The organism is Spiribacter onubensis, from assembly GCF_040838425.1.
Lineage (GTDB): Bacteria > Pseudomonadota > Gammaproteobacteria > Nitrococcales > Nitrococcaceae > Spiribacter > Spiribacter onubensis.
Genome location: NZ_JBAKFI010000002.1, coordinates 412,619 through 438,537 on the forward strand (window position 1 = coordinate 412,619; position 25,919 = coordinate 438,537).

Genomic DNA, 25,919 nt, shown 5'->3' on the forward strand with positions numbered 1-25,919 from the left:
CGTTTTGCAGCAGTTTGATGGCACCACCATTCTCGCCGTGCGCCGCAATGGCCAGACCGCCGTCGGTGGCGACGGCCAGGTGACGCTGGGTGACACCGTCATGAAGGGCAATGCGCGCAAGGTGCGTCGACTCTTCCACGATCGGGTCCTGGCCGGATTCGCCGGCGGCACCGCCGATGCCTTCACGCTGTTCGAGCGCTTCGAGGGCCAGCTCGAGCGCTATCGGGGCCAGCTCACCCGGGCGGCGGTGGAAATGGCCAAGGACTGGCGCTCGGATCGGGCCCTGCGGCGACTTGAGGCGCTGATGATGGTGGCCGATTCGGAAAGCCTGCTGATGATCTCGGGCAACGGCGACGTCGTTGAGCCGGAGCGCGATCTCATGGCCATTGGCTCGGGCTCGGGCTTCGCCCAGGCGGCCGCACAGGCGCTGATGACCGAGACGGAGCTGGATGCGGCAACCATCGTGCGGCAGGCCCTCGGCATTGCCGCTGACATCTGCATCTACACGAACCACAACCTGACCATTGAAACCCTCGGCGACGGGACAGCCTGATGAGCGAAATGACACCCCGCGAAATCGTCCAGGAGCTGGATAAGCACATTGTTGGCCAGGGGGACGCCAAGCGTGCCGTCGCCAATGCCCTGCGCAACCGCTGGCGGCGACTCCAGGTGGATGCCGAACTGCGGCCCGAGATCACCCCCAAGAATATCCTGATGATCGGTCCCACCGGCGTTGGCAAGACCGAGATCGCGCGACGCCTGGCGCGGCTGGCCAATGCCCCGTTCATCAAGATCGAGGCCACCAAGTTCACCGAGGTGGGCTATGTCGGCCGCGACGTGGAATCGGTCATTCGCGATCTCACGGACAACGCCGTGAAGATGATCCGTCAGCAGGAGATGGCCCGACAGGCGAACCGGGCAGAGGACGCGGCGGAGGATCGCATTCTCGACGCGCTCCTGCCCCAGGCCCGCGGCGGCGAGGCGGACGAGAGCCTGGACAGCACCCGTCAGAAGATGCGCAAGAAGCTGCGCGAAGGCGAACTGGACGATCGCGAAATCGAGATCGATGTCCGCGGCCAGCAACCGGGCCTCGACATCATGGCGCCGCCGGGGATGGAGCAGCTCACCAGTCAGCTCCAGGGCATGTTCCAGAATCTCGGCAACCAGCGCAGCGAGCGCCAGCGCATGCGCATCGCCGACGCCTGGCGGGTACTGCGCGATGAGGAGGCGGCCCGGCTGGTCAATGAGGAGGAGATCAAGCAGAAGGCCATTGAGGCCGTGGAGCAGAGCGGCATCGTATTCATCGACGAAATCGACAAGGTCGCGCGTCGCAGCGAGCAGGGCAGCGGCGGCGATGTCTCCCGCGAGGGCGTGCAGCGCGACCTGCTGCCTCTGGTGGAGGGTAGCACCGTGTCGACACGGCACGGCATGGTCAATACCGACCACATCCTCTTCATCGCCTCCGGCGCATTCCATGTCTCCAAGCCCTCTGACCTGATCCCGGAACTGCAGGGCCGGCTGCCCATCCGCGTGGAGCTGGACTCCCTCTCGGTGGAGGATTTCGTGTGCATCCTTACCGAGCCGGATGCTTCCCTCGTCCGGCAGTACCAGGCGTTACTCGCCACCGAAGGGCTGGAACTCGCCTTCACGGCGGAGGGCGTCGACCGGATCGCCCGCATGGCCTGGGAGGTCAACGAGCGGACCGAGAACATCGGCGCACGGCGGCTCCACACCATCATGGAGCGACTGCTCGAGGCGATCTCCTACGGCGCACCGGATCAGAGCGGCGGGGCAGTGACCATCGACGCCGACTATGTGGACGCGCAGCTTGCGGACCTGGCCGGCGATGAAGACCTCAGCCGGTACATCCTCTGAGGTCGACATGAAACGTCCCGCACGCCGTGAAACCGGCCATATCCCCACGGATATCCGACTCCACCGCCGCTCTCGGATGCTGGAGGTCCACTTCGACAACGGCCGGCGGTTCGAGCTGGGCGCGGAATATCTCCGGGTCTACTCGCCGTCTGCCGAGGTCCGCGGCCACGGCCCGGGGCAGGCCATCCTGCAGGTCGGCAAGGAGTCGGTGGGCATCGTCGGGATTGAACCCGTGGGCCAGTATGCGCTGCGCATCGATTTTGATGATGGTCACAACACCGGCCTGTACTCATGGGATCTGCTCTACGATCTGGGCGAGAATCAGGCCGCCTACTGGCAGGATTATCTGGATGCCCTGGCCGATGCCGGCCATCAGCGCAATGGGGGTAAGGGTGCATGACCACAGTCGATCGGCAGCACGGAGAAGAGACCGATTTCGGCTTCCAGCGCGTACCGGTGGAGGAGAAGGCACGCCGCGTCGGCGAGGTATTCAGCTCGGTGGCCCGACGTTACGACCTCATGAACGACCTGATGTCGGCGGGCCTGCACCGTTTCTGGAAAAGCCAGGCGCTGCGCCTGATTGATGCCCGGCCGGGGCAGCAGGTGCTGGATCTGGCGGCCGGCACCGGCGATCTCAGCATGGGGATGGCCCGGCAGGTCGGTGGCGAGGGGCGGGTGATCGTCTCCGACATCAATCAGGCCATGCTGGAGACCGGCCGCGACCGGTTGCTTGACGAGGGCCTGACCGGCAATCTCGATTATGTCATCGCCAACGCCGAACAGCTGCCCTTCCCACCCCGGCAGTTCGATCGCATCAGCATCGGCTTCGGGCTGCGCAACGTCACCCGGATCCCGCGGGCCCTGCGGGCGATGCGCGAGGCACTCCGGCCAGGTGGAAGGCTGGTCATACTCGAATTCTCGTCGCTGTACCTGCCCCCCCTTCAGCCCCTCTATGATCTCTACTCCTTCCGGATGCTCCCCCTGATGGGGAAACTGGTGGCGAACGATGCGGACAGCTACCGTTATCTTGCCGAATCCATCCGACTGCACCCCGATCAGGAGACCCTGAAGACCATGATGGAGGAGGCCGGCTTCGAGGACGTCGACTACATCAATCTGAGCGGGGGGATCGTCGCCCTCCATCATGGCCATGTCTACTGACTGGCTGCCCCTCGGCCTGATCGAGCAGGGCATCAACCGGATCCTGCACCTGGATCCGGAGACGGCCCATCGGCTCTCACCCCTGGACGGCCGGGAGCTCGGCCTCAGACTCACTGATCCCGAGCTGAGTCTGCGCGTGGCTTTCGGGGTGGAAGGCCTGACCCTGATCAGCGACGACACCGACATGAGCGACTGCGATGCGCTGCTCGAGGCCTCCCTGGCCGGACTCACCGGGCTCGTGCTGTCGCGTGGGCGACGCAGTCGTGATGTGGCTTTCCGGGGCGATATCGGCACCATCCAGGAGGTCCGCAGCCTGTTCAGCGACCTTGATGTGGATCTCGAAGCGCAGATGGCCCGGCTCGTCGGCGAGGCCTCGGCTGCGCGAGTGAGCGCGGGCGTGCGCGACGGAAGTGAATGGTGCCGCCGGAGCCTGGACACGCTGCTGCGCAACACCGGCGAGTTCGCCACCGAGGAGCGCCGCTGGCTGCCGGTGGCCCTGGAAGTTCAGCATTTCCTGGCGGACGTCGACGTGCTCCGCGAGGATGTCGATCGGCTCGAGGCACGGATCCGGCGGCTGGAACGCCGCGGGGGGAGAGGATGATCCCGCGGCCACGCCTGCTGCTGCGCCTGGTCCAGATCAATGTGGTGTTGCTGCGCCACGGGCTGGACGAGGTGCTTTTCGCCACCCGGTGGTTCCGGCCCTTCCGGTTCCTCCGGCTGTTCATGCCATGGGCCTGGTTCCAGCGGCGACAGCAGCCGCGCGGCGAACGCATCCGCCTGGCGCTTGAGGATCTGGGCCCGATCTTCGTGAAGTTCGGACAGATCATTTCCACCCGGCGCGATCTGCTGCCGCCGGACATCGCCGCCGAGCTGGCACGGCTGCAGGACAACGTCCCGCCGTTTCCCGGGAACCAGGCCCGCGGCATCGTCGAGGCAGAGTATCAGCAGCCCATCGATGCCTGGTTCGCCCATTTCGACACCGAGCCCATGGCATCGGCATCGATCGCCCAGGTGCATCCGGCGCGTCTGCACGACGGGCGTGATGTGGTGGTCAAGGTGGTCCGGCCCGGCATCGAGCGGGCCATCGCCCGGGATCTCGGCGTCCTCTACCTCTTTGCCCGTCTGGCGCAGCGCTACTGGAGCGAAGGCTACCGCCTGCGGCCGGTGGAGGTCGTGCGGGAGTTTGACACCACCCTGCATGACGAGCTGGATCTGATGCGCGAGGCGGCCAACGCCTCCCAGCTCAAACGCAATTTCCAGGACTCGTCCCTGTTGTACGTCCCTGAGGTTTACTGGCCGGGCACCCGTCAGCGTGTCATGGTCATGGAGCGTATCCACGGGCTCCAGATCAGTGACATCGAGGGCCTTAAGAACGCTGGCGTCGACATGAAGGCGCTCGCCGAGCGGGGCACGGAGATCTTCTTCACCCAGGTCTTCCGCGACAGCTTCTTCCACGCCGATATGCACCCGGGCAACATCTTCGTCGATGTCAGCGATCCCGCCGATCCGCGTTATGTCGCGGTCGACTTCGGCATCATGGGTTCACTCAGCCCCGTCGATCACCGTTATCTGGCCGATAATTTCCTTGCCTTCTTCAATCGCGACTACCGCCGGGTCGCCGAACTCCATGTGGCATCGGGCTGGGTGCCACCGGACACCCGTGTGGATGAGTTCGAGGCCGCCATGCGGACGGTCTGCGAACCCATCTTCGAACGCCCGCTGGGCGAGATCTCGCTGGGTGCGTTGCTGATGCGCCTGTTCCAGACCGGCCGCCGCTTCAACATGGAAATCCAGCCCCAGCTGGTATTGCTGCAGAAGACGCTGCTGGCCATCGAGGGTCTCGGCCGGCAGCTCTACCCCGAACTTGATCTATGGGATACCGGCAAGCCGTACCTGGAGCGTTGGATGCGTGAGCAGGTCGGCGCCCGGGCCGTGCTCAAGCACCTCAGCCGTGAACTCCCGCACCTCGCCGAGACGCTGCCGGCGTTGCCGCGGCGGGTGGACGAGGCCCTGGGGGAAGTCACTCGAGCCCGTGAGCAGCTCGACCGCCAGCAGGATCAGCTCACGGCTCTCCGCCTGGAGGTCCGACAGAACGGACGGCGCGGTTTTGCCACCGGTGTGGGTGCCGCCCTCGTGATCTCGGCGTTCATCCTGGCGGGGCTCGACGGCCGCAGCCCGATGATGCTCGGCGAGGCACCGCTGGTGAGCTGGGTCGTGGGGAGCCTTGGCGCGATCATCTGGCTGGCCGCCTGGCCGCGCAGATAGCAATACCCACCGAGGGCATCAGTTGCCGAGGATATTCAGCCCCTTGAGCAGGTTCAGCGCCTCGGCCAGGGCGTAGTCCCGCGTGGCGAGGCTCGACTGCGGTGGGGCCTGTTGATCAGTGGCATTGGACCGCCCGCTGTCACCCTGCAGATGTCGCGGCAGATTCGACTCGCGCACCGCCTCGGCAGCCCGCTCACGGTCGCTGACCCGCAGATTGGCGATCTCTACATCGGGGATGATGCCCTCGGCCTGGATGGATCGGCCGTCCGGCGTGTAGTAGCGGGCTGTGGTCAGCTTGACCGCATTGCCGTTGCGCAGCGGCAGAATGGTCTGGACCGAGCCCTTACCAAACGTCGGCTCCCCCATGATGACCGCCCGCCGCTGATCCTGGAGTGCGCCGGCGACGATTTCCGCAGCCGAGGCCGACCCGGCATTGACCAGCACGACCAGCGGCGCCCCGTTGAGAATGTCATTGGGGGTTGCGGTGAATTCATTGCGGGCGCTCTCCACGCGTCCCTCGGTGGAGACGATGACGCCGTTGCTGATAAAGGCGTCGGCCACGCCGACCGCGGCATCCAGCACGCCCCCCGGATTATTGCGCAGATCCAGGACAAGTCCATCCAGCGACCCCGATTCATGCCGAAGCTCATCCACCGCCTCAAGTACATCCTCCCCGGTGCGCGACTGGAACTGACTGATGCGCAGATAACCGAATCCGGGCTCCAGCATCCGCGCGCGGACGCTTTCCACCTGGATGACGTCTCGCTTCAGCGTGATCTCAATCGGGGCGTCTTCGCCCTCCCGCAGAATGCTCAGGCCGATCTCCGTGCCCGGATCGCCGCGCATCAGCTCCACGGCTTCCTGCAGATCAAGCCCCTTCACCGACTGCTCATCGATACGGATGATCAGATCGCCCGGCTCAATGCCGGCTGCATCCGCCGGCGTCCCGTCAATAGGCGCAATGACCTTGATGAAGCCATCCTCCATGCCCACTTCGATGCCCAGTCCACCAAACTCTCCCCGGGTGCCCTCCCTGAGCTGCTGATACTCGGAGGCCGCCAGATAGGCGGAATGGGGATCGAGGCCCTGAAGCATGCCGCGGATGGCGTTACGGACGAGTTCCTCATCGTCCACTGATTCGACGTGATCACTCTGAATCCGCTCATAGACCTCGGTGAAGACGCGCAGCTCCTCAAGCGGCAGGTCATCCGCGCTCTGCGACTGCGCCGTCACACCCTGTATATTCGCGAGCAGCAGCGCGATCAGCGTGCCGGCTGTCAGCCCCTGGAGCATTCCGGGAATACGCATCATGCCATCCTCAACCCTGGTTACCTTCCGCGCGCAGCCATGCCAGTGGATTCACCGGCTCGCCGTCGGCACGCAACTCGAAATAAAGCGCGGTCTCGGCACGACCGCCACTGCGACCGACGGTGGCAATCACATCATCTGCTTCCACCCAGTCTCCGACATCGGAATAAAGCGCCTGGTTGCGTCCATAGAGACTGAGGTAACCCTCTCCATGATCAATAATGAGCAGCAACCCCAGACCGCGCAACCAGTCGGCGAACACGACCTGCCCCGGCGCCACGGGCGTCACCGGCTCGCCTTCATCACCGCCAATAAGCAGCCCTGTCCATCGCAGACCGGCGGCCCGCTCACTGCCATAACGCGCCAGCAGGGGGCCACGAACCGGCCAGGCCAGCGCCCCTTCCGATAATGACGGCCACTCGCCGACGGCTGGCCCCGTCGCGGCCAGCCGAGCCTGGAGATCCTCGATGAGATCGGCGAGCGACTCGGCCTCCTCACGTGACGAGGCCAGACGCCCGTCGGTCTCGCGGATTCTCTGGCGCAGCCTGGCCAGCAGTGCATCCCGCTCAGCCAGGCTGCTCTGCAGCTCTGCCAGCCGGGAGGCCCGCGTCTCCCGCGCCGTCTGCTGTTCCACCAGCAGCGTCTGCAACTCGGCACGCTGCTCACCCAGCCGCCGCATGGCCGCTTCCGCGGCACTCACCCGCTCGGCTCGCGCCTCACCCAACCGCTGCTGGTAGATCAGCAGCCGCTGGATTCTGGCGGGATCGTCGTCACCAAGGATCAAACCGAGCGGGGCCAGCGCCCCGCGCCGATAGGCCGAGCGCACGGTCTCCGCCAGATAGTCCCGGTGCCGCTCGCTGCGGGCCGCCTCGGCCTCCATCGCCGCCTGCAGTTCTTCCACCCGCCGGGTTCGGGCAGCAATCGATTCATCCAGTGCCTGTAAATCCGCCTGCTCCTCGCCAATGCGCCGCTCCAGCCTCGCCAGCTCCGCCTCCAGCCCGCCGGCCCGCTCACGGTCGGCGGCAAGCTGCTCACCAAGCGCCTCCATTTCGGCGCGGAGGGTTTCGAGTCGCTCCTGACGCGCCGCAAGCTCACCGTCGGTGGCCCCGAACGCGAGGGCGGGAAGCGCCAGGCAGAGGACTGGCAGGAATCGTCTCATCGGCAGGTCATCTCGGCTGGTATACTCCCGCAGCGTTCACTCATGCTAACAGCGCCGGGTCATGGATAGAGTCATAGAATTCAGCATTAATCATCCGTTGCTCATCGGGGCCCTGCTCGCCGTGGTGGCGGCATTGATCGCCAGTGAGATCATGAATTTCCGGCGCGGCCGTCACGCCATCGACACCGCCGATGCAACGCGGCTATACAACGATGATGCCGCGGTATTCGTCGACGTGCGCAACGAAAACGCCTATCAGACCAGTCATCTGCCCGGGGCGATCAACATCCCCATGGAGCATATCGATAAACGCCAGGACCGGTTGAAGCGATTCAGCGACCGGACGATCGTGGTGTACTGCGACAGCGGCCAGCGGACGCTCAAGGCCGTCCAGGCGCTCCAGGGCCTGGGCTGGCCCGATGTCCGGCAGCTGCGCGGCGGAATCAACGCCTGGCGTGAGGCAAGCCTGCCGACCGAGGGACGCAGCTGAGCCCGATCCAACAGTCGATTTACCGTCAAGGAGTCAATATGGCCGACACGCCGAACGGAAATGCCGCCGGAGGCCCCGGAGAAGCCGCCGCACAGGGCGGGAATGCCCAACAGTTCGCGATCCAGAAGGTGTATCTGAAGGACTGCTCGGTAGAAACGCCCGGCGCTCCGGAAGTCTTCACCCAGGCCTGGAAACCGGAAGCCCGCGTGGAGCTCAATACCCGCCGCACCCCCCTTGGCGACGGCCTGCACGAGGTGGTGCTGACGGTGACGGTGACCGCCACCGCGGAGGAAAAGCCATCCTATCTCTGCGAAGTCCACCAGGCCGGGATCTTCACGGTCAACGGCTTTGAGGACAACGCCACCGACCAGCTGCTGGGTGCCTATTGTCCGGGCGTGCTGTTTCCATATGCCCGCGAGGCGATCAGCGATCTCACCGGTAAGGCCGGTTTCCCGCCGATGACCCTCTCACCGGTCAACTTCGACGCCCTCTATGCGCGCCAGCGCCAGCAGGAGGCGGAAGGCGCCGAGGCCGCGGGTCAGGGCAGCGATACCACGGGCTGAAGCGGTGAGCCGCCGCTATGCCGTGCTCGGGGCAGGGTCATGGGGAACGGCCCTCGCCCTGGTTCTGGCCCGCAACGGTCATGACGTGCGGCTCTGGGGGCATGATCCGGAGGCCGTCCGGTCGATGGGCGTGACCGGGCACAACCCCCGCTATCTCACCGACATCCCGCTGGCTGCAGCCATTCAGCCGCGAATCGATCTAGCGTCGGCGCTAGAGGACATCGACGCGCTGCTCATCGCCGTACCCAGTCACGCCTTCGCGGAAACGCTGCGGCAGCTGCCCGGCCAGCTGCCCGCCGGAATCCCGGTCCTCTGGGCAACCAAGGGTCTCGACGCCGCCAGCGGGGGGCTGTTGCATGAGCTCGCCGGACAGGCGCTGCCCGGTCACCCGCTCGCGGTTCTCTCCGGACCCACGTTCGCCCGGGAAGTTGCCAGAGGGCTCCCCACCGCGGTGGTGCTCGCCGGTCACGATCGAGCCATCGTCCAGGCGCTCGGCCATGATTTCCATGATGAGCGCTTTCGTGTCTACATCAGTGACGATCTTGTCGGCGTTGAACTGGGTGGCGCGGTCAAGAACGTGCTCGCTATCGCCACGGGGATCGCCGACGGCCTCGGGTTTGGTGCCAATGCCCGCGCGGGCCTCATCACCCGGGGGCTGGCCGAAGTCCGTCGCCTTGGCGCATCGCTTGGTGCCGAGGATAGAACCCTCACCGGCCTGGCCGGGATGGGTGATCTCATCCTCACCTGCACCGATGACCAGTCCCGCAACCGGCGGATGGGGCTTGCCCTGGGCCGCGGAGAGTCCATCGCCGCCGCGGCCGAAACCATCGGCGAAGTCGTGGAGGGGGTTCGCACCGCCGGTGAGGTGGGCGCCCTGGCCCGCCGACTGATGGTCGAGCTACCCATCTGTCAGGCCGTCGAGGCGATCGTGCTGGGCCGGGAGACCCCGATGGCAGCGGCAAAAAACCTGATGGAGAGACAGCCGGGAGCCGAATTCGGCGACTGATTCGGCTGCGCAGCCCGGGCTAGACGCTACCGGCATACCCCATCTGCCGCCATGCCTCGTAGACGGTGACCGCCACGCTGTTGGAGAGGTTCAGACTGCGATTACCCGGCTGCATCGGCAACCGCAGTCGCCGTGCCGGGGGAATCGATGCCATGACCCGGTCCGGCAGACCGGCGGTCTCGCTACCGAACAGCAGTGCGTCCTCCGGTCCGTAGTCCGGCTGATCGAAACGGACCCGGCCCCGTGTGGTCAACGCCCAAAGGCGCGCCGGCGCCACGGCTCCGATGAAGGCGTCGAGGTCATCATGCACCTGCATGGTGGCGAATTCGTGATAATCCAGGCCGGCTCGACGCAGCCGCCGGTCATCAAGCACGAAGCCCAGCGGCCGGATCAGATGAAGCCGTGCGCCACTGTTGGCGCAGAGGCGGATGACGTTGCCGGTATTCGGCGGAATCTCCGGGCTGTGCAGAACGACATGCAGCGGCATCCGCGCATCATACCTGCATCTGGAGGTCCCGGATCTTGCGCGTCAGGGTATTGCGGCCCCAGCCGAGCAGACGCGCGGCGTCCTGACGGCGTCCGCCGGTGCGCTTCAGTGCCGCCTCGATCAACACCCGCTCCAGCCGACTCTGAGCCGCGGCCAGCGCGCCGTCGCCCTGGTTCTCGGCCTGACGCTCGGCCCAGCGGGCCAGCGCCGTCTCCCAGTCCACCGCCGGCTCCTCAACGGCCGAGGGGTCGATGCCCGTCAGTTCCGGAGGCAGATCATCCATCTGCACCTCACGACCGCTCGCCATCACGGTCAGCCAGCGACAGGTGTTCTCGAGCTCGCGGACATTGCCCGGCCAGGGCAGTGTCTGGAAACGATGCTCGACCTCGCGGGTGAGCTGTTTCGGTTCGACATTGAGTTCGCGGGCGGCCCGGTGCAGGAAATGGTCCGCCAGCGCGGGGATGTCGGCACATCGCTCCCGTAGTGCCGGGCAGTGGATGCGAATGACGTTGAGACGGTGGAACAGGTCCTCGCGGAACCGCCCCTCGGCGACACGCGCTTCAAGATTCTGGTGCGTGGCCGCAATGATCCGAACATCGACGCGCATCGGCGTGTGCGCTCCGACCCGATAGAACTCGCCGTCCGCCAGCACACGCAATAGCCGCGTCTGCAGCTCCGCCGGCATGTCGCCGATTTCATCCAGGAATAGAGTACCGCCATCGGCCTGTTCGAAGCGGCCGCGACGGACCTGGTGGGCGCCGGTGAATGCACCCTTTTCATGACCGAAGAGCTCGGATTCCATCAGATCCCGCGGGATGGCCGCCATATTCAGGGCGATGAAGGGTTTGCCAGCGCGTGGGCTGTGGCGGTGCAGGGAACCGGCGACCAGCTCCTTGCCGGTCCCCGACTCGCCATTGATCAGCACCGTGATGTTCGAACGTGACAGCCGGCCGATGGCCCGGAATACCTCCTGCATGGCCGGCGCCTCGCCGATGATCTCCGGCATATCCTCACGTCGGCCCTCGGGCGGCCCACTGCTGCGCGCGGCGGCGGCCGCACGGCGCACGAGGTCAACCGCCTCCTCCACGTCAAACGGCTTCGGCAGATACTCGAATGCACCGCCCTCGTAGGCGGACACCGCGGCATCAAGATCGGAATGCGCGGTCATCACGATCACCGGCAGCTCCGGGTCGTGCTCATGGAAGCGACCCATCAGGGTCAGTCCATCGAGTCGTGGCATACGGATGTCGGTGATCAGCACATTGGGCTGATCACGCTCCAGGGCCATGAGGGCCTCTTCGCCGGTCTCGAAGTCGACGGCGCTCAATCCGTCCCGTTCCAGCGCCTTCTTCAGCACCCAGCGAATGGAGCGATCATCATCGACTATCCAGACAGTCGTCGAATCGGCCATCAAGCTTCCTCCAGCGGTAACCAGACGGTGAATACGGTACGACCGGGCTCACTGGTGCACTCAATCAGACCGCCATGCTGATTGACCAGGTTCTGGGCGATCGGCAGGCCGATGCCACTCCCCTCGGGGCGACCCGTGACCATGGGATAGAAGATCTGATCCTGTAGCTCGGGCGCGATGCCGGGGCCGTTGTCAATGACATCCACACGTGCCACCAGCCGATGCTGCCGATCGCCGATGGTGAAGCGCCTGTGACTGCGGGTCTGCAGGGTGATCCGCCCTGAGTCACCCACGGCCTGCAGGGCATTGCGCACGAGATTGAGCAGGGCCTGGATCAGCTGGTCACCGGCCGCCGGCAGCAGGGGTATACTCGGGTCGTAATCCCGCTGGATCTCGACTCCGGCCGGCGCCTCGGCCACCGCCAGATGTCGGACCCGCTCCACCACCTCATGCAGATTGGTCGGCGCATGCTCAATCCGCGATTCCGGCCCCAGCAGACCGTTCACCAGCGTGCGCAGGCGATCCGCTTCGCTGATGATGATCCGGGTGTACTCCTTCTGATCATCGCCAGAGAGTTCCGCTTCCAGCAGCTGTGCGGCACCGCGCAGCCCGCCCAGCGGGTTCTTGATCTCGTGGGCGAGCCCCCGGATCAACTCCCGGATCGCCTGGTTCTGTGCAATGAGGCGGTTTTCGCGGGAAATCCGCAGATGGCGGTCAAGCTGCTCGAATTCGAGAAGCAGACTGGATGCACCATCGAGGGGCGTGATCGCGCAGTCAACCGTAATGGTGCGCTCGGGCCCGAGCGCCAGACGCATTTCACGTTCCGTGTAACTCGCACCCTCGGCGAGCGCCTGTCCAACAGGATCAGCCAGTACGGCCAGCGCCGGCACCAATTGTGTCAGCCGCTCACCGACTGCCTGCCGACTGCTGACATGCAGCAGTGACTCGGCGGCCGCGTTCATCCGCGTGATCCGCCGCTCTGCGTCGATGACCACCACCGCCCGGGTGAGGCTGTCGAGAATTTCGCTGGCATCGGCAGTCGGGGCTTCGTTCATCATTGCACTCGCTTGAAGCAAGAAACACGCCAGTCCATTCGGCCTCTCGGATATGGGCTCAACGGCGGGTCCAGTGTAGGCGCTGCGGCGGCATAACGCACCATTTTGGTGCGATGCCCCAGGCCGTATCGGCTCCCCACCCGTCCCCCGTGCAGGGTGCTGTGCCGGCTCTGCCCCTTCCCCCGGACTCACGCGAGACGCGGGGCTTGGAACGCGGTGGATAACACACCGATCGGCGTCTCAAGATCGCCCGGTGGACGGATAGGGAGCCGATAAGCCCAGGATCTGGTGGTGTGTCATGGCTTGTCGATCCCGTCTCCTTGTCCCGGGCGAACTCGGGGCGCGTTTCGGTGGGTCATCCACCGCATGAAGCGCCTCGCGCACCGCGCGAGCCCGGGACAAGGCGACGGGAGCGACAGGGCACGGCCAGGGATCAACCCCGGCCGGAACAGCGGTCGATCCACGTCTTGCATGACCTGGGGAGCCGGAAGTCGGGTAGAGAGTGGAACTCCAGAGATAAAAAACCCCCGCCGAAGCGGGGGTCTCTGATCGATTGGCGAATCGCCTCGACGCGGATCAGACGCTGTAGTAGAGGTCGAACTCCACCGGATGGGTGGTCATCCGCAGCTGCTGGACTTCCTCGCGCTTGATCTCGATGTAGCCGTCGATGGCGTCATCGGTGAAGACACCACCGACCTTGAGGAACTCGCGGTCCTTGTCGAGGCCGTCCAGCGCTTCCTCCAGCGAGAAGGCGACCTTATCGATCTCCGCCTCTTCCTCGGGCGGCAGATCGTAGAGATCCTTATCCATGGCATCGCCGGGATGGATCTTGTTCTGAATGCCGTCGAGGCCGGCCATCAGCATCGCCGCGAAGCAGAGATAGGGGTTGGCGGTGCTGTCGGGGAAGCGGACCTCGATCCGCCGTGCCTTGGGGTTGGAGACCCACGGGATACGGACGGATGCCGAACGGTTACGCGCGGAGTAGGCCAGCAGGACGGGAGCCTCAAAGCCGGGCACGAGCCGCTTGTAGCTGTTGGTCGAGGCATTGGCGAAGGCGTTGATCGCCTTGGCGTGCCTGATGATGCCGCCAATGTAGTAAAGCGCCGTTTCCGACAGGCCGCCATACTGGTCTCCGGCGAACAGCATCTCGCCGGTCTTGCCGATGGACTGATGGACGTGCATGCCGCTGCCGTTATCGCCGACGACGGGCTTGGGCATGAACGTGGCGGTCTTGCCATAGGCAGCGGCCACGTTGTGCACGACATACTTCAGGGTCTGGACCTCGTCGGCCTTCTTCACCAGCGTGTTGAAACCGACGCCGATCTCACACTGGCCCGCCGTCGCGACCTCGTGATGATGCACCTCGGTCTCCATGCCCATGTCCGTCAGGCATTCAAGCATGGCGGAGCGCATGTCATGCAGGCTGTCCACCGGTGGGACGGGGAAGTAACCGCCCTTGACGCCCGGGCGATGGCCCATGTTGCCGTCCGGATAGACCTTTTCAGTGTTCCAGCCGGCCTCCTCGGAGTCGATCTTGTAGAACGACCCGCTCATGTCGGTGCCCCAGCGGACATCGTCGAACACGAAGAATTCGTTCTCGGGGCCGAAGTAGGCCACGTCACCGATGCCGGTGGACTGCAGGTAGGCCTCCGCCCGCTGTGCGATGGAACGCGGGTCGCGTCCGTATCCCTGCATGGTGTTGGGCTCGATGATCTGACAGACCAGGATCAGGGTCGAATCATCGAAGAACGGGTCGAGGACCGCCGTCTCAGGATCAGGCATCATGATCATGTCGGATTCGTTGATGCCCTTCCAACCCTCGATCGAGGAACCGTCGAACATCTTGCCCTCGGTGAAGAAGTCCGCATCCACGGCGTGAGCGGGCAGGGTCACATGCTGCTGCTTACCCTTGGGGTCGGTGAACCGGAGATCCACGAAGCGGACCTCGTTCTCCTTGATCATCGCAAGCACGTCATCGGCGGTTTTAGCCATTATTCGGCCTCCAGTGATATCGAACCAAAAGTTTTGCCCCCGTGGGGGAAGCAGTTTCCATGCCAACCTGGGCGAAGCGCACCAAAACAGGCCTTACCTTCGCTGCTATGGCACCGGAATGGCAATAGCTGCACCAATAAAGGGCGCAACGCATATGGAATGCACCGTAACGGTGCATAGACCGGTGGGAGCATGCCTGACAGCGCCTGCCTGGCCGGGCTATACTGCCCGGCATTTCGCGGATTCGCTGGAGAATCAATGACCTTTCAGGACCTGATCCTCGCCCTTCAGAACTACTGGGCGCAGCGGGGTTGCGTGCTGATGCAGCCGCTGGACATGGAGGTGGGTGCCGGGACATTCCACCCGGCCACCTTCCTGCGCGCAATCGGACCGGAGCCCTGGCGGGCCGCCTATGTACAGCCGTCCCGCCGCCCCACCGACGGGCGTTACGGCGAGAACCCCAACCGCCTGCAGCACTACTATCAGTTCCAGGTGGTCCTGAAACCCTCCCCGGCAGACTTCCAGGAGCAGTATCTGGGATCATTGCAGGCGCTGGGCATTGATCCGCTCGTCCATGACATCCGTTTCGTGGAAGACAACTGGGAGTCACCCACGCTGGGGGCGTGGGGCCTGGGCTGGGAGGTCTGGCTCAACGGCATGGAGATTACCCAGTTCACCTACTTCCAGCAGGCTGGCGGACTGGATTGTCGGCCGGTGATGGGCGAGATCACCTATGGCCTCGAGCGGATCGCGATGTATCTGCAGGAGGTGGAAAGCGTCTTCGATCTCGTCTGGACCGAGGGCGTTGATGGTCCGGTCACCTATGGCGATGTCTATCTGCAGAATGAACGGGAGCAGTCTCGCTATAACTTCGAGGAAGCCGACGTGGAGAGCCTGTTCGGCTGGTTCGATACCTGCGAACGCGAAGCGCTGCGTCTCGGGGAGCAGGGTCTCGCGCTGCCGGCCTATGAAATGACGATGAAGGCCTCGCATACGTTCAACCTGCTTGACGCGCGCCACGCCATATCGGTCACGGAACGGCAGGGCTATATTCTGCGGGTGCGCAACATGGCGCGGGCGTCGGCACAGGCCTATCACGATGCCCGGGAGGCGCTCGGCTTCCCGCTTTGCCGATCCACCGGCGGCGACAGGAGTGTGGCATGACGGAAGACCGCGCCTCGCTGCTGTTCGAACTCGGCACCGAGGAGTTGCCGCCCGGCGCCCTTGACCGATTGAGTGATGCCCTGGCCGCTGCCGTGACCGCCGGCCTCGATCGAGCCGGCATCACGTATAGCGGTGTTTCGGCGCTCGGCGCCCCGCGGCGGCTGGCGGTGGAAGTGGAGGCCATCGCGCGGCGGCAGCCTGACCGCGATTTCGAACGCCGGGGCCCTGCTGTTGCCGTTGCATTCGACGCGGAAGGCAATCCGACCCGGGCCGCGGAGGGGTTCGCGCGTTCCTGTGGTGTCGACCTGGACGTCCTGGAACGCCTTGAGAATGACGACGGTGCCTGGCTGGTCCATCGCGGTACCGAGCCGGGTCAACCCGTGGAGGCGCTGCTGCCGGAGATCATCGAACAGGCGATGGCCAGTCTCCCGATTCCCAAGCGCATGCGCTGGGGAGATGAGACGGCGGAGTTCGTGCGTCCGATCCATTGGGTGGTTCTGCTCCTGGATGAATCGGTCGTGCCGGCCACCCTGTTCGGCGTGGACAGTGGCCGGCAAAGCCGCGGACATCGCTTTCACCATCCAGCACCCGTATCCCTGGACCATGCAAGGGATTACCGATCGGCGCTTCGTGCGGCCCATGTGCTTGTGGACCGGATCGAGCGACGCGATCGTATCCATGAGGCGGTGCGCGCCGAGGGCGAGAAAATCGGGGGCCATGCGGTTATCGAGGCGGCATTGCTGGACGAAGTCACTGCGCTCGTGGAGTGGCCGGTGGTCCTGTCCGGCAGCTTCGATGAACGCTTCCTGCGAGTGCCGCCCGAGGCCCTGATCTCGAGCATGCAGGGCCATCAACGTTATTTCCCGGTGCGCGATGCCAACGGCCGCCTCCTGCCAAGGTTCATCACGGTGGCCAACATCGACAGCCGTGATCCGGCCCGCGTGATCGCCGGCAACGAGCGCGTGATCCGGCCACGCCTGGCGGATGCGGCCTTCTTCTGGGATCAGGATCGCGCCCGGACACTGGCATCACGGCTGCCCGACCTCGCGAACGTGGTGTTCCAGAAGGAACTGGGCAGCCTCGCCGACAAGACAGAGCGTGTTGCTGGACTGGCGGCCGCCTATGCGGACCGCTTTGAGACGGACAGCACAGACGCGGCGCGGGCGGCCAGACTGGCCAAGACCGACCTGCTGACGCAGATGGTCGACGAATTCCCCGAACTACAGGGCGTCATGGGCCGCTATTACGCGCGCGAGGACATGGAGCGCGATGCCGTGGCCATCGCCCTGGACGAGGTCTACCGGCCCCGATATGCCGGTGATGCGGTGGCGGCATCGCCGCTGGGTCGTCTTCTGGCGGTCGCGGAACGTGCCGACACGCTGACCGGCATCTTCGCCATCGGCAAGGCGCCGACAGGTGCCAAGGATCCGTTCGCATTGCGCCGTGCCGCTGTCGGGCTGCTGCGCAGTCTCATCGAGGGCGGGCATGCCATCAATCTGGCCTCCCTGTTCCGCGACGCCGCCGAGCGCCAGCCCGATGGGCTTGACGCAACAGCCCAGGTCGAATCGCTGGTGGAATTCAGCCTCGAGCGGCTGCGCGGCCTCTACCAGGAGGCCGGCTATGGGGTGGAGTTATTCGAGGCGGTGCGCTCGGTCCTCGATCTGGAGGATATCGAACCACTGGATTTCGATCGGCGCCTGCGAGCCTGTCAGGACTTCGCGCGGCTACCCGCGGCCGGCAGCCTTGCCGCCGCCAACAAGCGGATTCGGAATATCCTGCGGAAGGCGGGGGACGAACCCGCACATGACGTGGATGAGGGGCGGCTCGTCGTCGACGCCGAGCGACAGCTCCATCAGGCCGTCGAGGCGCGCGTATCACCGGTGCAGAAGCTGATCGAGGCCGGCGCCTACAGCGAGGCCCTCGCCCAGCTGGCCGAGCTGCGGGGGCCGGTGGACCGGTTCTTCGATGAAGTCATGGTCATGGCTGATGAACCCGATCTTCAGGCCAACCGCCTGGCTCTGTTACGGCGGCTCCAGGCGTTGTTTCTGGCCATCGCCGACGTATCGGCCCTCCCGGAGTCTGCCTAGATAGTGCGCCGCCAGTGTCTGCTGCTCGACCGGGATGGCGTCATCAACGTCGACTCGGCGAATTACATCCTCGAGGTGGATGAGTGGAATCCGATCCCCGGCAGCCTGGAGGCCATCGCCAATCTGACGCATGCCGGGATCAGGGTTGCCGTCTGCACCAACCAGTCAGCCGTGGGCCGCGGGATGCTCTCCAGGGAGACGCTGGAGCGGATCCATCGGCGCATGCGCGAGGCCATCATCGCGGCGGGCGGCCAACTCTCGGGCATTTTTTTCTGTCCTCACGCACCCGAAGCCCGGTGTGCCTGCCGGAAGCCTTCACCGGGCCTGATCCAGCAGGCCCTGGAGGAATTGGGTTGCGCGACGGATGCGGCCCTGGTCATTGGTGACAGCCGGCGTGATCTGGAAGCGGCAAGACGCGCGGGGGTCGAAGCCTGGCTGGTCAGAACCGGTAACGGCCGGGCGACCGAGGCATCGCTCACCGACGGGACGGCAGTCTACGATGACCTGGCGTCGGCCGCTGAGAAATTGTTGCGGGAAATCAATTCCCCGGAGCCAGCCCCATGAGTGTGAGCCAGACCACGAACGTCCCATCCGCCAGCCTGATGCGCGGTCTGCTCTTTCATGCCGGCTTGATCGTGACGGTGATCATCTGGGCACTGGTCAGTCTCCCGAGCTTTCCACTACCCCTGCGCTGGCGGTACTGGTGGATTACGCGGTGGTGCAGCATTGTCGCTTTCATGGTCCGCTACATTGCTGGAATTCGTATTGAATTCAATGGCTTGGATAATATCCCCACGCAGCCGGGCGTGGTCCTGGCTAAACACCAGAGTGCCTGGGAGACCCTCAATCTACTCCCCCTGTTCTACCCGCAGAGCTGGGTATTGAAACGCGAGCTGCTGAGGATACCGGTGTTCGGCTGGGGACTTGCCCGGCTGGACCCAATCGCCATCGACCGCGGCGCCGGTCGTGAAGCCCTTCGCCAGGTTATTGATCAGGGTCGTGAAAAGATCGCGTCCGGGCGCTGGATCGTGGTTTTCCCGGAAGGCACCCGGGTCCCCCCCGGTCAAAGCGGCCGATACCAGCAGGGGGGCGCATTGCTGGCCTGCCGGGCGGGCGTCCCGGTCACGCCTGTTGCCCACAACGCGGGCGAGCACTGGCCTCGACGGGGGCTCCGCATGAAGCCCGGAACGATTTACGTGGAGGTCGGACCACCCATCCCCACTGAGGGGAAAAGCCCCGCACAGGTGGTGAACGAGACGGCGGAATGGATCGAGGCGGCCATGGATCGGATCAGTCGAGACCGCTCAGCCAGCCGGTAAAAGCCCTTAGACGTCCAGGTTACTCACCTGCAGGGCGTTTTTCTCGATAAACGCCCGGCGCGGTTCGACATGATCACCCATCAGCGTCGTGAATATGTCATCGGCGCCGACCACATCCTCGATCCTGACCTGGAGCAGACGACGGGTTTCCGGGTCCATGGTGGTCTCCCAGAGCTGATCGGGATTCATCTCGCCGAGCCCCTTGTAGCGCTGCACGGACAGACCCCGTTTGCCCTCTTCCATTAACCACTCCACCGCCGCGCGGAAATCAGACACCGGGGCACTGCGTTCGCCGCGCCGGATCTCGGCACCCTCACCAATCAATGTCTGCAATGATTCCGCCAGACGCCGGATGCTTTCGTACTCGCGGGACAGAAAGAACGGTGCGGGGAAGGTATAGGGGTAGAGTATTCCGTGCATCCGCTTGGTGATGACTGCTTCCTGGAAGCCACCATCCGGTCCGGTCTGTACCTTCACGCGATATCCCGTCCCGGTGGGAAGGCCCTGGTTGATGCGCCCGCCAAGCTCGTCGAACCAGTTCTCCAGAACCGCCCCGTCACGGAGCTGGTCCTCGTTGAGCGGCGGCTGATCGACCATGGCACGCAGGATGACCGGATCCGAACGACGCCCGAGATGATCGATCATTTCCATCGTATCGAGGTATTGCCGGATCAGCTTCTCCAGCGCCTCCGGACCGATCACTGGCGTATCGGCAGACGGTAACAGACTGGAGCCGGAGAGGGAGAGCTGGAGCAGGTAATTCGTGAGCTCACGCTCGTCCTTGACGTAGTGTTCCTGCTTACCGCGGCGAACCTTGTAGAGCGGCGGCTGAGCGATATACACATGGCCCCGCTCCACCAGCTCCGCCATCTGTCGATAGAAGAAAGTAAGCAGAAGGGTCCGGATATGGGAACCGTCCACGTCCGCATCCGTCATGATAATGATGCGGTGGTAACGCAGCTTGTCCGGATCGAACTCCTCCCGGCCAATCCCGCAGCCGAGGGCAGTGATCAGGGTGCCCACCTCGGCGGATGAAAGCATTTTGTCAAAACGCGCCTTCTCGACGTTGAGAATCTTGCCCTTGAGGGGAAGAATCGCCTGCGTCCGCCGGTCCCGGCCCTGTTTCGCCGAGCCACCGGCGGAGTCACCCTCCACCAGGTACAGTTCGGAGAGGCTGGGATCCTTTTCCTGGCAGTCGGCGAGTTTCCCGGGCAGACCCGCCACGTCCAGCGCACCTTTTCGACGCGTCATTTCGCGGGCTTTCCGGGCCGCTTCGCGGGCTCGGGACGCATCGACGACCTTTTCGACAATGGCCTTCGCGTCGTTCGGGTTCTCGTAGAGAAAAGCGTTGAGCGCCTCTGACAGGGTGGATTCCACTACACCCTTCACCTCTGAGGAGACGAGCTTTTCCTTGGTCTGGGACGAAAACTTCGGGTCCGGGACCTTGACCGATATCACCGCCGTCAGGCCCTCGCGGATATCATCCCCGCTGGGCGCCACCTTGAGCTTTTTCGTGTAGCCCTCGCTCTCCATATACTGGTTGAGGGTCCTTGTAAGGGCAGCACGGAAACCGGACATGTGGCTGCCACCATCCTTCTGGGGGATGTTGTTCGTGAAACAGAAGATCGCTTCCTGATAGGAGTCACTCCACTGCATGGCGACCTCCACCACGATGTCGTCCCGCTGTGTGCTGAGGTAGAACACCGAGGGATGCAATGGCGTCTTGTTCTTGTTGAGATGCTCGACGAAGGCCCGAATCCCGCCGGCATACTCGAACGCATCCTCCTTGTCGCTCCGCTCATCCTTGAGAACGATCCGCACCCCGGGGTTGAGGAACGAGAGCTCCCGGAAACGCTTGGCCAGGATGTCGTAGTTGAAATCGATGTTCGTGAAGATATCCGGACTCGGGTGAAAGGTGATGCGGGTCCCGGTGGCACCCGTCTCACCCGCGACCTTGAGGGGCGCCACCGGCTCACCGGCCTGGTACTCCTGCATATGCACCTTGCCGTTCTTGTTAACCACAAGCCGCAGCTGGTCCGAAAGTGCGTTGACGACCGAAACGCCCACTCCATGGAGTCCACCGGAGACCTTGTAGGAGCTGTTATCGAATTTACCGCCGGCGTGCAGTACCGTCATGATGACCTCGGCGGCGGAACGCCCCTCCTCGGGGTGGATATCCACCGGGATGCCCCGGCCGTTGTCCTGGACTGATACCGAGTTGTCGCCATGGAGGATCACTTCGATTTCCGAACAGTAACCCCCGAGCGCCTCATCCACGGCGTTATCCACCACCTCGAAAACCATATGGTGGAGACCGGTACCGTCATCGGTATCACCGATATACATGCCCGGACGCTTCCGGACAGCGTCCAGTCCACGAAGAACCTTGATCTGGGAGGAGTCGTATTCGGTCTGTGCGCTCATGGGATTACCTTTTCAGTCAAGCGCTTAATTATACCCCATCTTGGCAAGCAGGGCTTGGTCATACCCCGCGCGGCCCCTGGCTGACCTGTCCATGTTCCACGTGGAACCATGCCGCCTCGTGGAAGGATGGCAGCTGATCCGCATCGATGGCCGTCAGGAAGATCTGCGCCATGCTCTGCTCCAGACGCTGTGTCAGATCCTGCCGATGCGGCGCATCCAGCTCGGCCGGGAGATCGTCAATCAGCAGGATCGGGCACTGGGTCGAAGCCTTTCCCCAGTACTCAATCAAGGCCATTTTCAGGGCAGCAACCAGGAGCTTCTGCTGCCCACGACTGAGATGACCGGACGCATCAATGCCATCAGCGGTGAAACGGATATCAGCCCGGTGAGGGCCATAAAGCCCGAAACCCTGGGCAAGCTCACGCTCCCGCGCCCCGGCGAGCACGTCGGCGAACGCGTAACCGCCCCGCCACCCCGCCCGGAACTGCCAGTCCAGATCAATCCCGGGCAACCAGGCTGCCGCCATCGCCAGGGCCCGCGGAACCAGCTCATCAAGAAACCGACGACGACGACGATCAACCGCCTCCCCGGCGGCGGCCATTTCCGGTTCCCATGCAGCAGCCAGACGCCGGTCTCCATGGCGTAACGCGGCGTTCCGCTGCCTGAGCGCTCGCTGGTAACGACGCCAGTCGTCCCTGTAATGGTGTTCCACGTGAAACACTCCCCAGTTCAGGAACGCACGCCGGACGGCCGGACCATCCGTCAGTAGACGCTGCGCCTCGGTATTGATCACTTGAAGTGGTATGAGCCAAGCCGCCTCCGATAAAACGGTGACATCACGGCCGTTCAACCGGACACGCGTCTCGCCATTCCCATGCCGGACCCCAAGTCGATGAACACTGCGATCGGCGTCCACCTTTCCCCAGACGGTCGCTTCAGACGCACCCGTCTGTATGACGCGCGACACACGATGGGTCAGGAAGCTTTTCGAGCGCGCGAGAAAATGAATCGCTTCAAGCAACGAGGTCTTGCCGGCCGCATTCCGCCCATGGATGACATTAATGCCGGCCCGGGGCTCGATGGATGCGGTCTCCAGATGTCGGAACGACTGCCAGCCCAGTTGCAGTAGCCCGCTGGCCTCCGCGGACTCATTCATCCCTACAGCCGCATGGGCATGACGACGTAGCGGGCGTCCCGATTCTTTTCACCCAGTATCAGCGCACTGCTGTTAGCATCCCGTACATGAAAATGCACCGTCGGTTCGTCAATGGCGCCCAGCGCGTCGAGCATATAGCTGGCGTTGAACCCGATTTCCGTCGGCTCACCATTGAAGCTGGCGGGGACTTCCTCCTGCGCCTCTTCCTGCTCCGGATTATTGGACTGAATCCGGAGTTGGTCAGCTTCGAAGCCGAAGCGAACCCCTCGATATTTCTCGTTCGAAAGGATAGAGGCACGCACCAGCGCCTTGCGCAGGGTCTCGCGGTCAACCACTGCACATGGACCGTCCTCGTCCGGGATCACCCGTTGGTAATCAGGGAAGCGGCCGTCGATCAGCTTCGATGTAAACCGGATGTCCGGCAGCGAAACCTGTACATGGCCGGCCCCGAGAACCATCTCGACCTGCTCCTCGGTGTGATCCAGCAATCGCAGCATCTCCTGCACACCCTTTCGCGGCACGATCACCTGAGTCGCTTCCGCGAGATCGAGTTCGGGGGAGAGCCCAGCCAGCGCCAGTCGATGGCCGTCGGTTGCGACGGAACGCAGATGATTCGGTTCCAGCTCGAAGAGCAGGCCGTTGAGGTAGTAGCGCACATCCTGTAAGGCCATTGCAAAATGCGTTTTCTCGATCAGCCATCGTACCTGCGACTGCGGCAGCGCCACCCGATGCGAGACCTCGACGTCATCCACCGTGGGGAAGTCATCCGCCGGAAGGGTCGCCAGCGAAAACCGGCTCGGTCCCGCCTTGAGAACGATTCTTTCCTGTTCCTGTGACAGATGAACCGCGGCGTCATCCGGCAGGTTACGGACGATATCCATGAGCTTGCGGGCTGGAACCGTTGTCCGACCGGGCTGACCGCCCTCAAGTGGCATCTCCGTTTTCAGCTCCACCTCGAGGTCGGTCGCAGTCAACGAGACACTGTCAGTTGTCTTGTCGATGAGGATGTTGGCCAGAATCGGCAGAGTCTGACGTCTTTCCACCACACCGATCACAGCCTGGAGTGGGCGCAGCAGTGCATCCCTTTCGATCTCGAATTCCATGACCCGTCCCGTTGTTCTGTTATTCCTAGAGTGTGTATTAAAGACACTTGTAGTGACAAGGGCGGCCCATATCGCTGGATAACCAATACAAGCCACTGTTATATATGGATTTTTCGTTATTTACATATTGTTGACTACTGCGGCTTTTCCCGAGGATTGGCACTGCATAACCTGTGGATGAAATTGTCGCCATGTCTTGCCCACTGGTTATCCACATCATGATGACAGGGTTCTGGACAGGTTGTGATAGTCCTCATCGAAGCGGGCGTCCGATTCACGCAGTTCCCGGACCTTGCGGCAGGCATGCAGCACCGTGGTGTGATCGCGTCCACCAAAGGCATCACCGATTTCCGGGAGACTGTGGCTGGTCAGCTCCTTGGCGAGTGCCATTGCCATCTGACGGGGGCGGGTGATTGACCGGCTCCGTCGCTTTGAGAGCAGATCCGAGACGCGGACCTTGTAGTACTCGGCGACGGTTTTCTGGATATTTTCGGTGGTCACGAGCTTGTCCTGCAGGGCCAGGAGGTCCCTCAAGGCCGCCTTGGCGAAATCCACGGTTATCGCAGCGCCGGTGAAATGGGCATTGGCCATGACCCGGCGGAGCGCCCCTTCGAGTTCACGGATGTTGGAACGGATCCGCTTGGCGATGAAGAACGCCACCTCGGGCGGCATGTCGATACCCGCCTGGTCGGCCTTGCTCAACAGGATCGCCACCCGTGTCTCGAGTTCCGGCGGTTCGATGGCGATCGTCAGTCCCCAGCCAAAGCGGGATTTCAGACGCTCCTCGAGCCCGTTGATTTCCTTGGGATAGCGGTCGCAGCTCATGACCACCTGCTGATGGCCTTCGAGAAGCGCGTTGAAGGTATGGAAGAACTCTTCCTGGGAGCGTTCCTTGCCGGCGAAGAACTGGATGTCGTCGATCAGCAGGGCATCCACACCACGATAGTGACGTTTGAACTCGTTGATGGCGTTGTGTTGCAGGGCCTTGATCATGTCAGCAACGAACCGTTCGGAGTGAAGGTACAGCACTCTTGCGTTCGGCCGCGACGTGAGCAGCGCATTGCCGACGGCATGCATCAGATGCGTTTTGCCCAGTCCGACGCCGCCATAGATGAACAGCGGGTTATAGGCCTCCCCCGGGTTGTCGACTACCTGCAGGCTGGCCGCCCGGGCCAGCTGATTGGACTTGCCCTCGACAAACGTATCGAATGTGAAGTCGCGGTTGAGATTGGCACTGTGGGGCGTTGAGGCCGGCGCGCTGGTCTTCGCCCTTGATTCCCGCTCCTCGCTGCCAGAGATCCTGGGCGAGGCGGAGTGCACGCCGATCTCCAGAACGAGTTTTGGCGGGGCGTCCGGGCGCTGGATTGCCAGCAGCTCTTCAATGCGCTCGGAGAAATGCTCGCGGACCCAGTCGAGCACAAAGCGGTTGGGTGCGAAGAGCCGCAGCTGATCGCCCTGTTCCTCAGCCTGAAGGGGCCGGATCCAGGTGTTCAGCTGTTGATCCGGGATCTCCCTCTCCAGGCGTTGCAGACAGCCCTTCCAGAGTAATTCGGCCAAGGGTGCGGTTCCTCCAGGTCGGGGACAGGCACGGACCACGTAGCGTAGCCCTCGAAGGCAACGCCCGAGTCTATCGCCTGCCCGGACAGGGTACCAGCCGGAGCGGGTCGCGCCCGCGCCGTTCAATTGACACCCGGATAATCACCACAGTACGCTTACCGGCTGTTTATCTTTTGACTACTCGATAAGGCGGCTACGTCATGAAGCGGACGTTTCAACCCAGTGTGCTCAAGCGCAAGCGCAACCACGGCTTCCGTGCCCGCATGGCTACACGCAATGGCCGCAAGGTGCTTGCCCGGCGCCGTGCCAAGGGACGCGTCCGACTGACTCCGTAATC

Annotated in this window: 24 protein-coding genes; 14 read left to right on the top strand and 10 right to left on the bottom strand. The window is 63.8% G+C overall.

The window, feature by feature from the left end:
* Nucleotides 1-4: 4 nt before the first annotated feature.
* From hslV to ubiB, 6 genes are read left to right on the top strand one after another with little or no spacing between them, the layout of a single operon-like run.
* A complete protein-coding gene (gene hslV, locus V6X63_RS05470; RefSeq protein ID WP_367967873.1) occupies nucleotides 5-553 on the top strand; it encodes an ATP-dependent protease subunit HslV in 549 nt (182 codons plus the stop codon).
* Nucleotides 553-1,875 (top strand): ATP-dependent protease ATPase subunit HslU, encoded by a 1,323-nt coding sequence (gene hslU / locus V6X63_RS05475; RefSeq protein WP_367967644.1) that lies wholly within the window; start codon nucleotides 553-555, stop codon nucleotides 1,873-1,875. The genes hslV and hslU overlap by 1 nt, the downstream gene beginning before the upstream one ends.
* A 7-nt stretch (nucleotides 1,876-1,882) precedes the next feature.
* Complete coding sequence (locus V6X63_RS05480) at nucleotides 1,883-2,275, top strand: gamma-butyrobetaine hydroxylase-like domain-containing protein (RefSeq protein WP_367967645.1); 393 nt, start codon at nucleotides 1,883-1,885, stop codon at nucleotides 2,273-2,275.
* Complete coding sequence (locus tag V6X63_RS05485; RefSeq protein ID WP_367967647.1) at nucleotides 2,272-3,036, top strand: class I SAM-dependent methyltransferase; 765 nt, start codon at nucleotides 2,272-2,274, stop codon at nucleotides 3,034-3,036. The genes V6X63_RS05480 and V6X63_RS05485 overlap by 4 nt, the downstream gene beginning before the upstream one ends.
* The gene (locus V6X63_RS05490) at nucleotides 3,020-3,637 is read left to right on the top strand and encodes a ubiquinone biosynthesis accessory factor UbiJ (RefSeq protein ID WP_367978358.1); all 618 of its coding nucleotides are present in this window, start codon (nucleotides 3,020-3,022) and stop codon (nucleotides 3,635-3,637) included. The genes V6X63_RS05485 and V6X63_RS05490 overlap by 17 nt, the downstream gene beginning before the upstream one ends.
* Nucleotides 3,634-5,301 carry a ubiquinone biosynthesis regulatory protein kinase UbiB gene (gene ubiB, locus V6X63_RS05495; protein WP_367967651.1) on the top strand — a complete coding sequence of 556 codons (1,668 nt, stop codon included), beginning with the start codon at nucleotides 3,634-3,636 and terminating at the stop codon, nucleotides 5,299-5,301. The genes V6X63_RS05490 and ubiB overlap by 4 nt, the downstream gene beginning before the upstream one ends.
* Before the next feature lie 18 nt (nucleotides 5,302-5,319).
* Here the strand turns inward: ubiB and V6X63_RS05500 are convergent, their stop codons facing one another.
* Together V6X63_RS05500 and V6X63_RS05505 are read right to left on the bottom strand one after the other, a co-directional pair.
* Nucleotides 5,320-6,609 carry a S41 family peptidase gene (locus V6X63_RS05500; protein WP_367978418.1) on the bottom strand — a complete coding sequence of 430 codons (1,290 nt, stop codon included), beginning with the start codon at nucleotides 6,607-6,609 and terminating at the stop codon, nucleotides 5,320-5,322.
* 10 nt (nucleotides 6,610-6,619) lie between these two features.
* Nucleotides 6,620-7,768 carry a murein hydrolase activator EnvC family protein gene (locus V6X63_RS05505; RefSeq protein ID WP_367978359.1) on the bottom strand — a complete coding sequence of 383 codons (1,149 nt, stop codon included), beginning with the start codon at nucleotides 7,766-7,768 and terminating at the stop codon, nucleotides 6,620-6,622.
* 61 nt (nucleotides 7,769-7,829) lie between these two features.
* Between V6X63_RS05505 and V6X63_RS05510 the strand changes: the two genes are divergently transcribed.
* The 3 genes from V6X63_RS05510 to V6X63_RS05520 are packed head-to-tail and all read left to right on the top strand — an operon-like array spanning nucleotide 7,830 to nucleotide 9,827.
* Nucleotides 7,830-8,258 carry a rhodanese-like domain-containing protein gene (locus V6X63_RS05510; RefSeq protein WP_367967653.1) on the top strand — a complete coding sequence of 143 codons (429 nt, stop codon included), beginning with the start codon at nucleotides 7,830-7,832 and terminating at the stop codon, nucleotides 8,256-8,258.
* A gap of 38 nt (nucleotides 8,259-8,296) precedes the next feature.
* Nucleotides 8,297-8,821: a protein-export chaperone SecB gene (gene secB, locus V6X63_RS05515; RefSeq protein WP_367978360.1), complete on the top strand. Its 525-nt coding sequence runs from the start codon at nucleotides 8,297-8,299 to the stop codon at nucleotides 8,819-8,821.
* 4 nt (nucleotides 8,822-8,825) lie between these two features.
* A complete protein-coding gene (locus tag V6X63_RS05520; protein ID WP_367978361.1) occupies nucleotides 8,826-9,827 on the top strand; it encodes an NAD(P)H-dependent glycerol-3-phosphate dehydrogenase in 1,002 nt (333 codons plus the stop codon).
* A 19-nt stretch (nucleotides 9,828-9,846) separates the two neighbouring features.
* Here V6X63_RS05520 and trmL read toward each other — a convergent pair whose 3' ends face one another.
* From trmL to glnA, 4 genes are all read right to left on the bottom strand, one after another.
* Entirely contained in the window at nucleotides 9,847-10,314 is a 468-nt protein-coding gene (trmL, locus tag V6X63_RS05525; protein ID WP_367967657.1) for a tRNA (uridine(34)/cytosine(34)/5-carboxymethylaminomethyluridine(34)-2'-O)-methyltransferase TrmL, read from the bottom strand.
* A gap of 7 nt (nucleotides 10,315-10,321) precedes the next feature.
* Entirely contained in the window at nucleotides 10,322-11,725 is a 1,404-nt protein-coding gene (gene ntrC, locus V6X63_RS05530; RefSeq protein ID WP_367967659.1) for a nitrogen regulation protein NR(I), read from the bottom strand.
* Nucleotides 11,725-12,780 (bottom strand): nitrogen regulation protein NR(II), encoded by a 1,056-nt coding sequence (glnL, locus tag V6X63_RS05535; protein ID WP_407826390.1) that lies wholly within the window; start codon nucleotides 12,778-12,780, stop codon nucleotides 11,725-11,727. Before glnL ends, ntrC begins: the two co-directional genes overlap by 1 nt.
* 576 nt (nucleotides 12,781-13,356) lie before the next feature.
* Nucleotides 13,357-14,772, bottom strand: a complete 1,416-nt coding sequence (gene glnA / locus V6X63_RS05540; protein ID WP_367967662.1) for a glutamate--ammonia ligase — start codon at nucleotides 14,770-14,772, stop codon at nucleotides 13,357-13,359.
* Nucleotides 14,773-15,030: 258 nt separating this feature from the next.
* Between glnA and glyQ the strand changes: the two genes are divergently transcribed.
* From glyQ to V6X63_RS05560, 4 genes are read left to right on the top strand one after another with little or no spacing between them, the layout of a single operon-like run.
* Complete coding sequence (glyQ, locus tag V6X63_RS05545) at nucleotides 15,031-15,936, top strand: glycine--tRNA ligase subunit alpha (RefSeq protein ID WP_367967663.1); 906 nt, start codon at nucleotides 15,031-15,033, stop codon at nucleotides 15,934-15,936.
* Complete coding sequence (glyS, locus tag V6X63_RS05550) at nucleotides 15,933-18,023, top strand: glycine--tRNA ligase subunit beta (protein WP_367978362.1); 2,091 nt, start codon at nucleotides 15,933-15,935, stop codon at nucleotides 18,021-18,023. Before glyQ ends, glyS begins: the two co-directional genes overlap by 4 nt.
* Before the next feature lie 3 nt (nucleotides 18,024-18,026).
* Nucleotides 18,027-18,587, top strand: a complete 561-nt coding sequence (gmhB, locus tag V6X63_RS05555) for a D-glycero-beta-D-manno-heptose 1,7-bisphosphate 7-phosphatase (protein ID WP_367978363.1) — start codon at nucleotides 18,027-18,029, stop codon at nucleotides 18,585-18,587.
* A complete protein-coding gene (locus V6X63_RS05560) occupies nucleotides 18,584-19,342 on the top strand; it encodes a lysophospholipid acyltransferase family protein (RefSeq protein WP_367978364.1) in 759 nt (252 codons plus the stop codon). The genes gmhB and V6X63_RS05560 overlap by 4 nt, the downstream gene beginning before the upstream one ends.
* Nucleotides 19,343-19,348: 6 nt before the next feature.
* On the opposite strand, the gene gyrB is transcribed toward V6X63_RS05560, so the two are convergent.
* The 4 genes from gyrB to dnaA all read right to left on the bottom strand — a co-directional run bounded on the left by gyrB (nucleotide 19,349) and on the right by dnaA (nucleotide 25,582).
* Entirely contained in the window at nucleotides 19,349-21,766 is a 2,418-nt protein-coding gene (gene gyrB, locus V6X63_RS05565) for a DNA topoisomerase (ATP-hydrolyzing) subunit B (RefSeq protein WP_367967669.1), read from the bottom strand.
* Between the two features lie 58 nt (nucleotides 21,767-21,824).
* Nucleotides 21,825-22,922, bottom strand: coding sequence for a DNA replication/repair protein RecF (gene recF, locus V6X63_RS05570; RefSeq protein ID WP_367978365.1), 1,098 nt, complete (start codon nucleotides 22,920-22,922; stop codon nucleotides 21,825-21,827).
* 2 nt (nucleotides 22,923-22,924) lie between these two features.
* Complete coding sequence (gene dnaN, locus V6X63_RS05575) at nucleotides 22,925-24,025, bottom strand: DNA polymerase III subunit beta (RefSeq protein WP_367967671.1); 1,101 nt, start codon at nucleotides 24,023-24,025, stop codon at nucleotides 22,925-22,927.
* Nucleotides 24,026-24,241: 216 nt separating this feature from the next.
* Nucleotides 24,242-25,582 (bottom strand): chromosomal replication initiator protein DnaA, encoded by a 1,341-nt coding sequence (gene dnaA / locus V6X63_RS05580; protein WP_367978366.1) that lies wholly within the window; start codon nucleotides 25,580-25,582, stop codon nucleotides 24,242-24,244.
* A gap of 200 nt (nucleotides 25,583-25,782) precedes the next feature.
* On the opposite strand from dnaA, the gene rpmH reads away from it, so the two are divergent.
* Nucleotides 25,783-25,917: a 50S ribosomal protein L34 gene (gene rpmH, locus V6X63_RS05585; protein WP_367978367.1), complete on the top strand. Its 135-nt coding sequence runs from the start codon at nucleotides 25,783-25,785 to the stop codon at nucleotides 25,915-25,917.
* The last annotated feature ends 2 nt before the right edge of the window (nucleotides 25,918-25,919 follow it).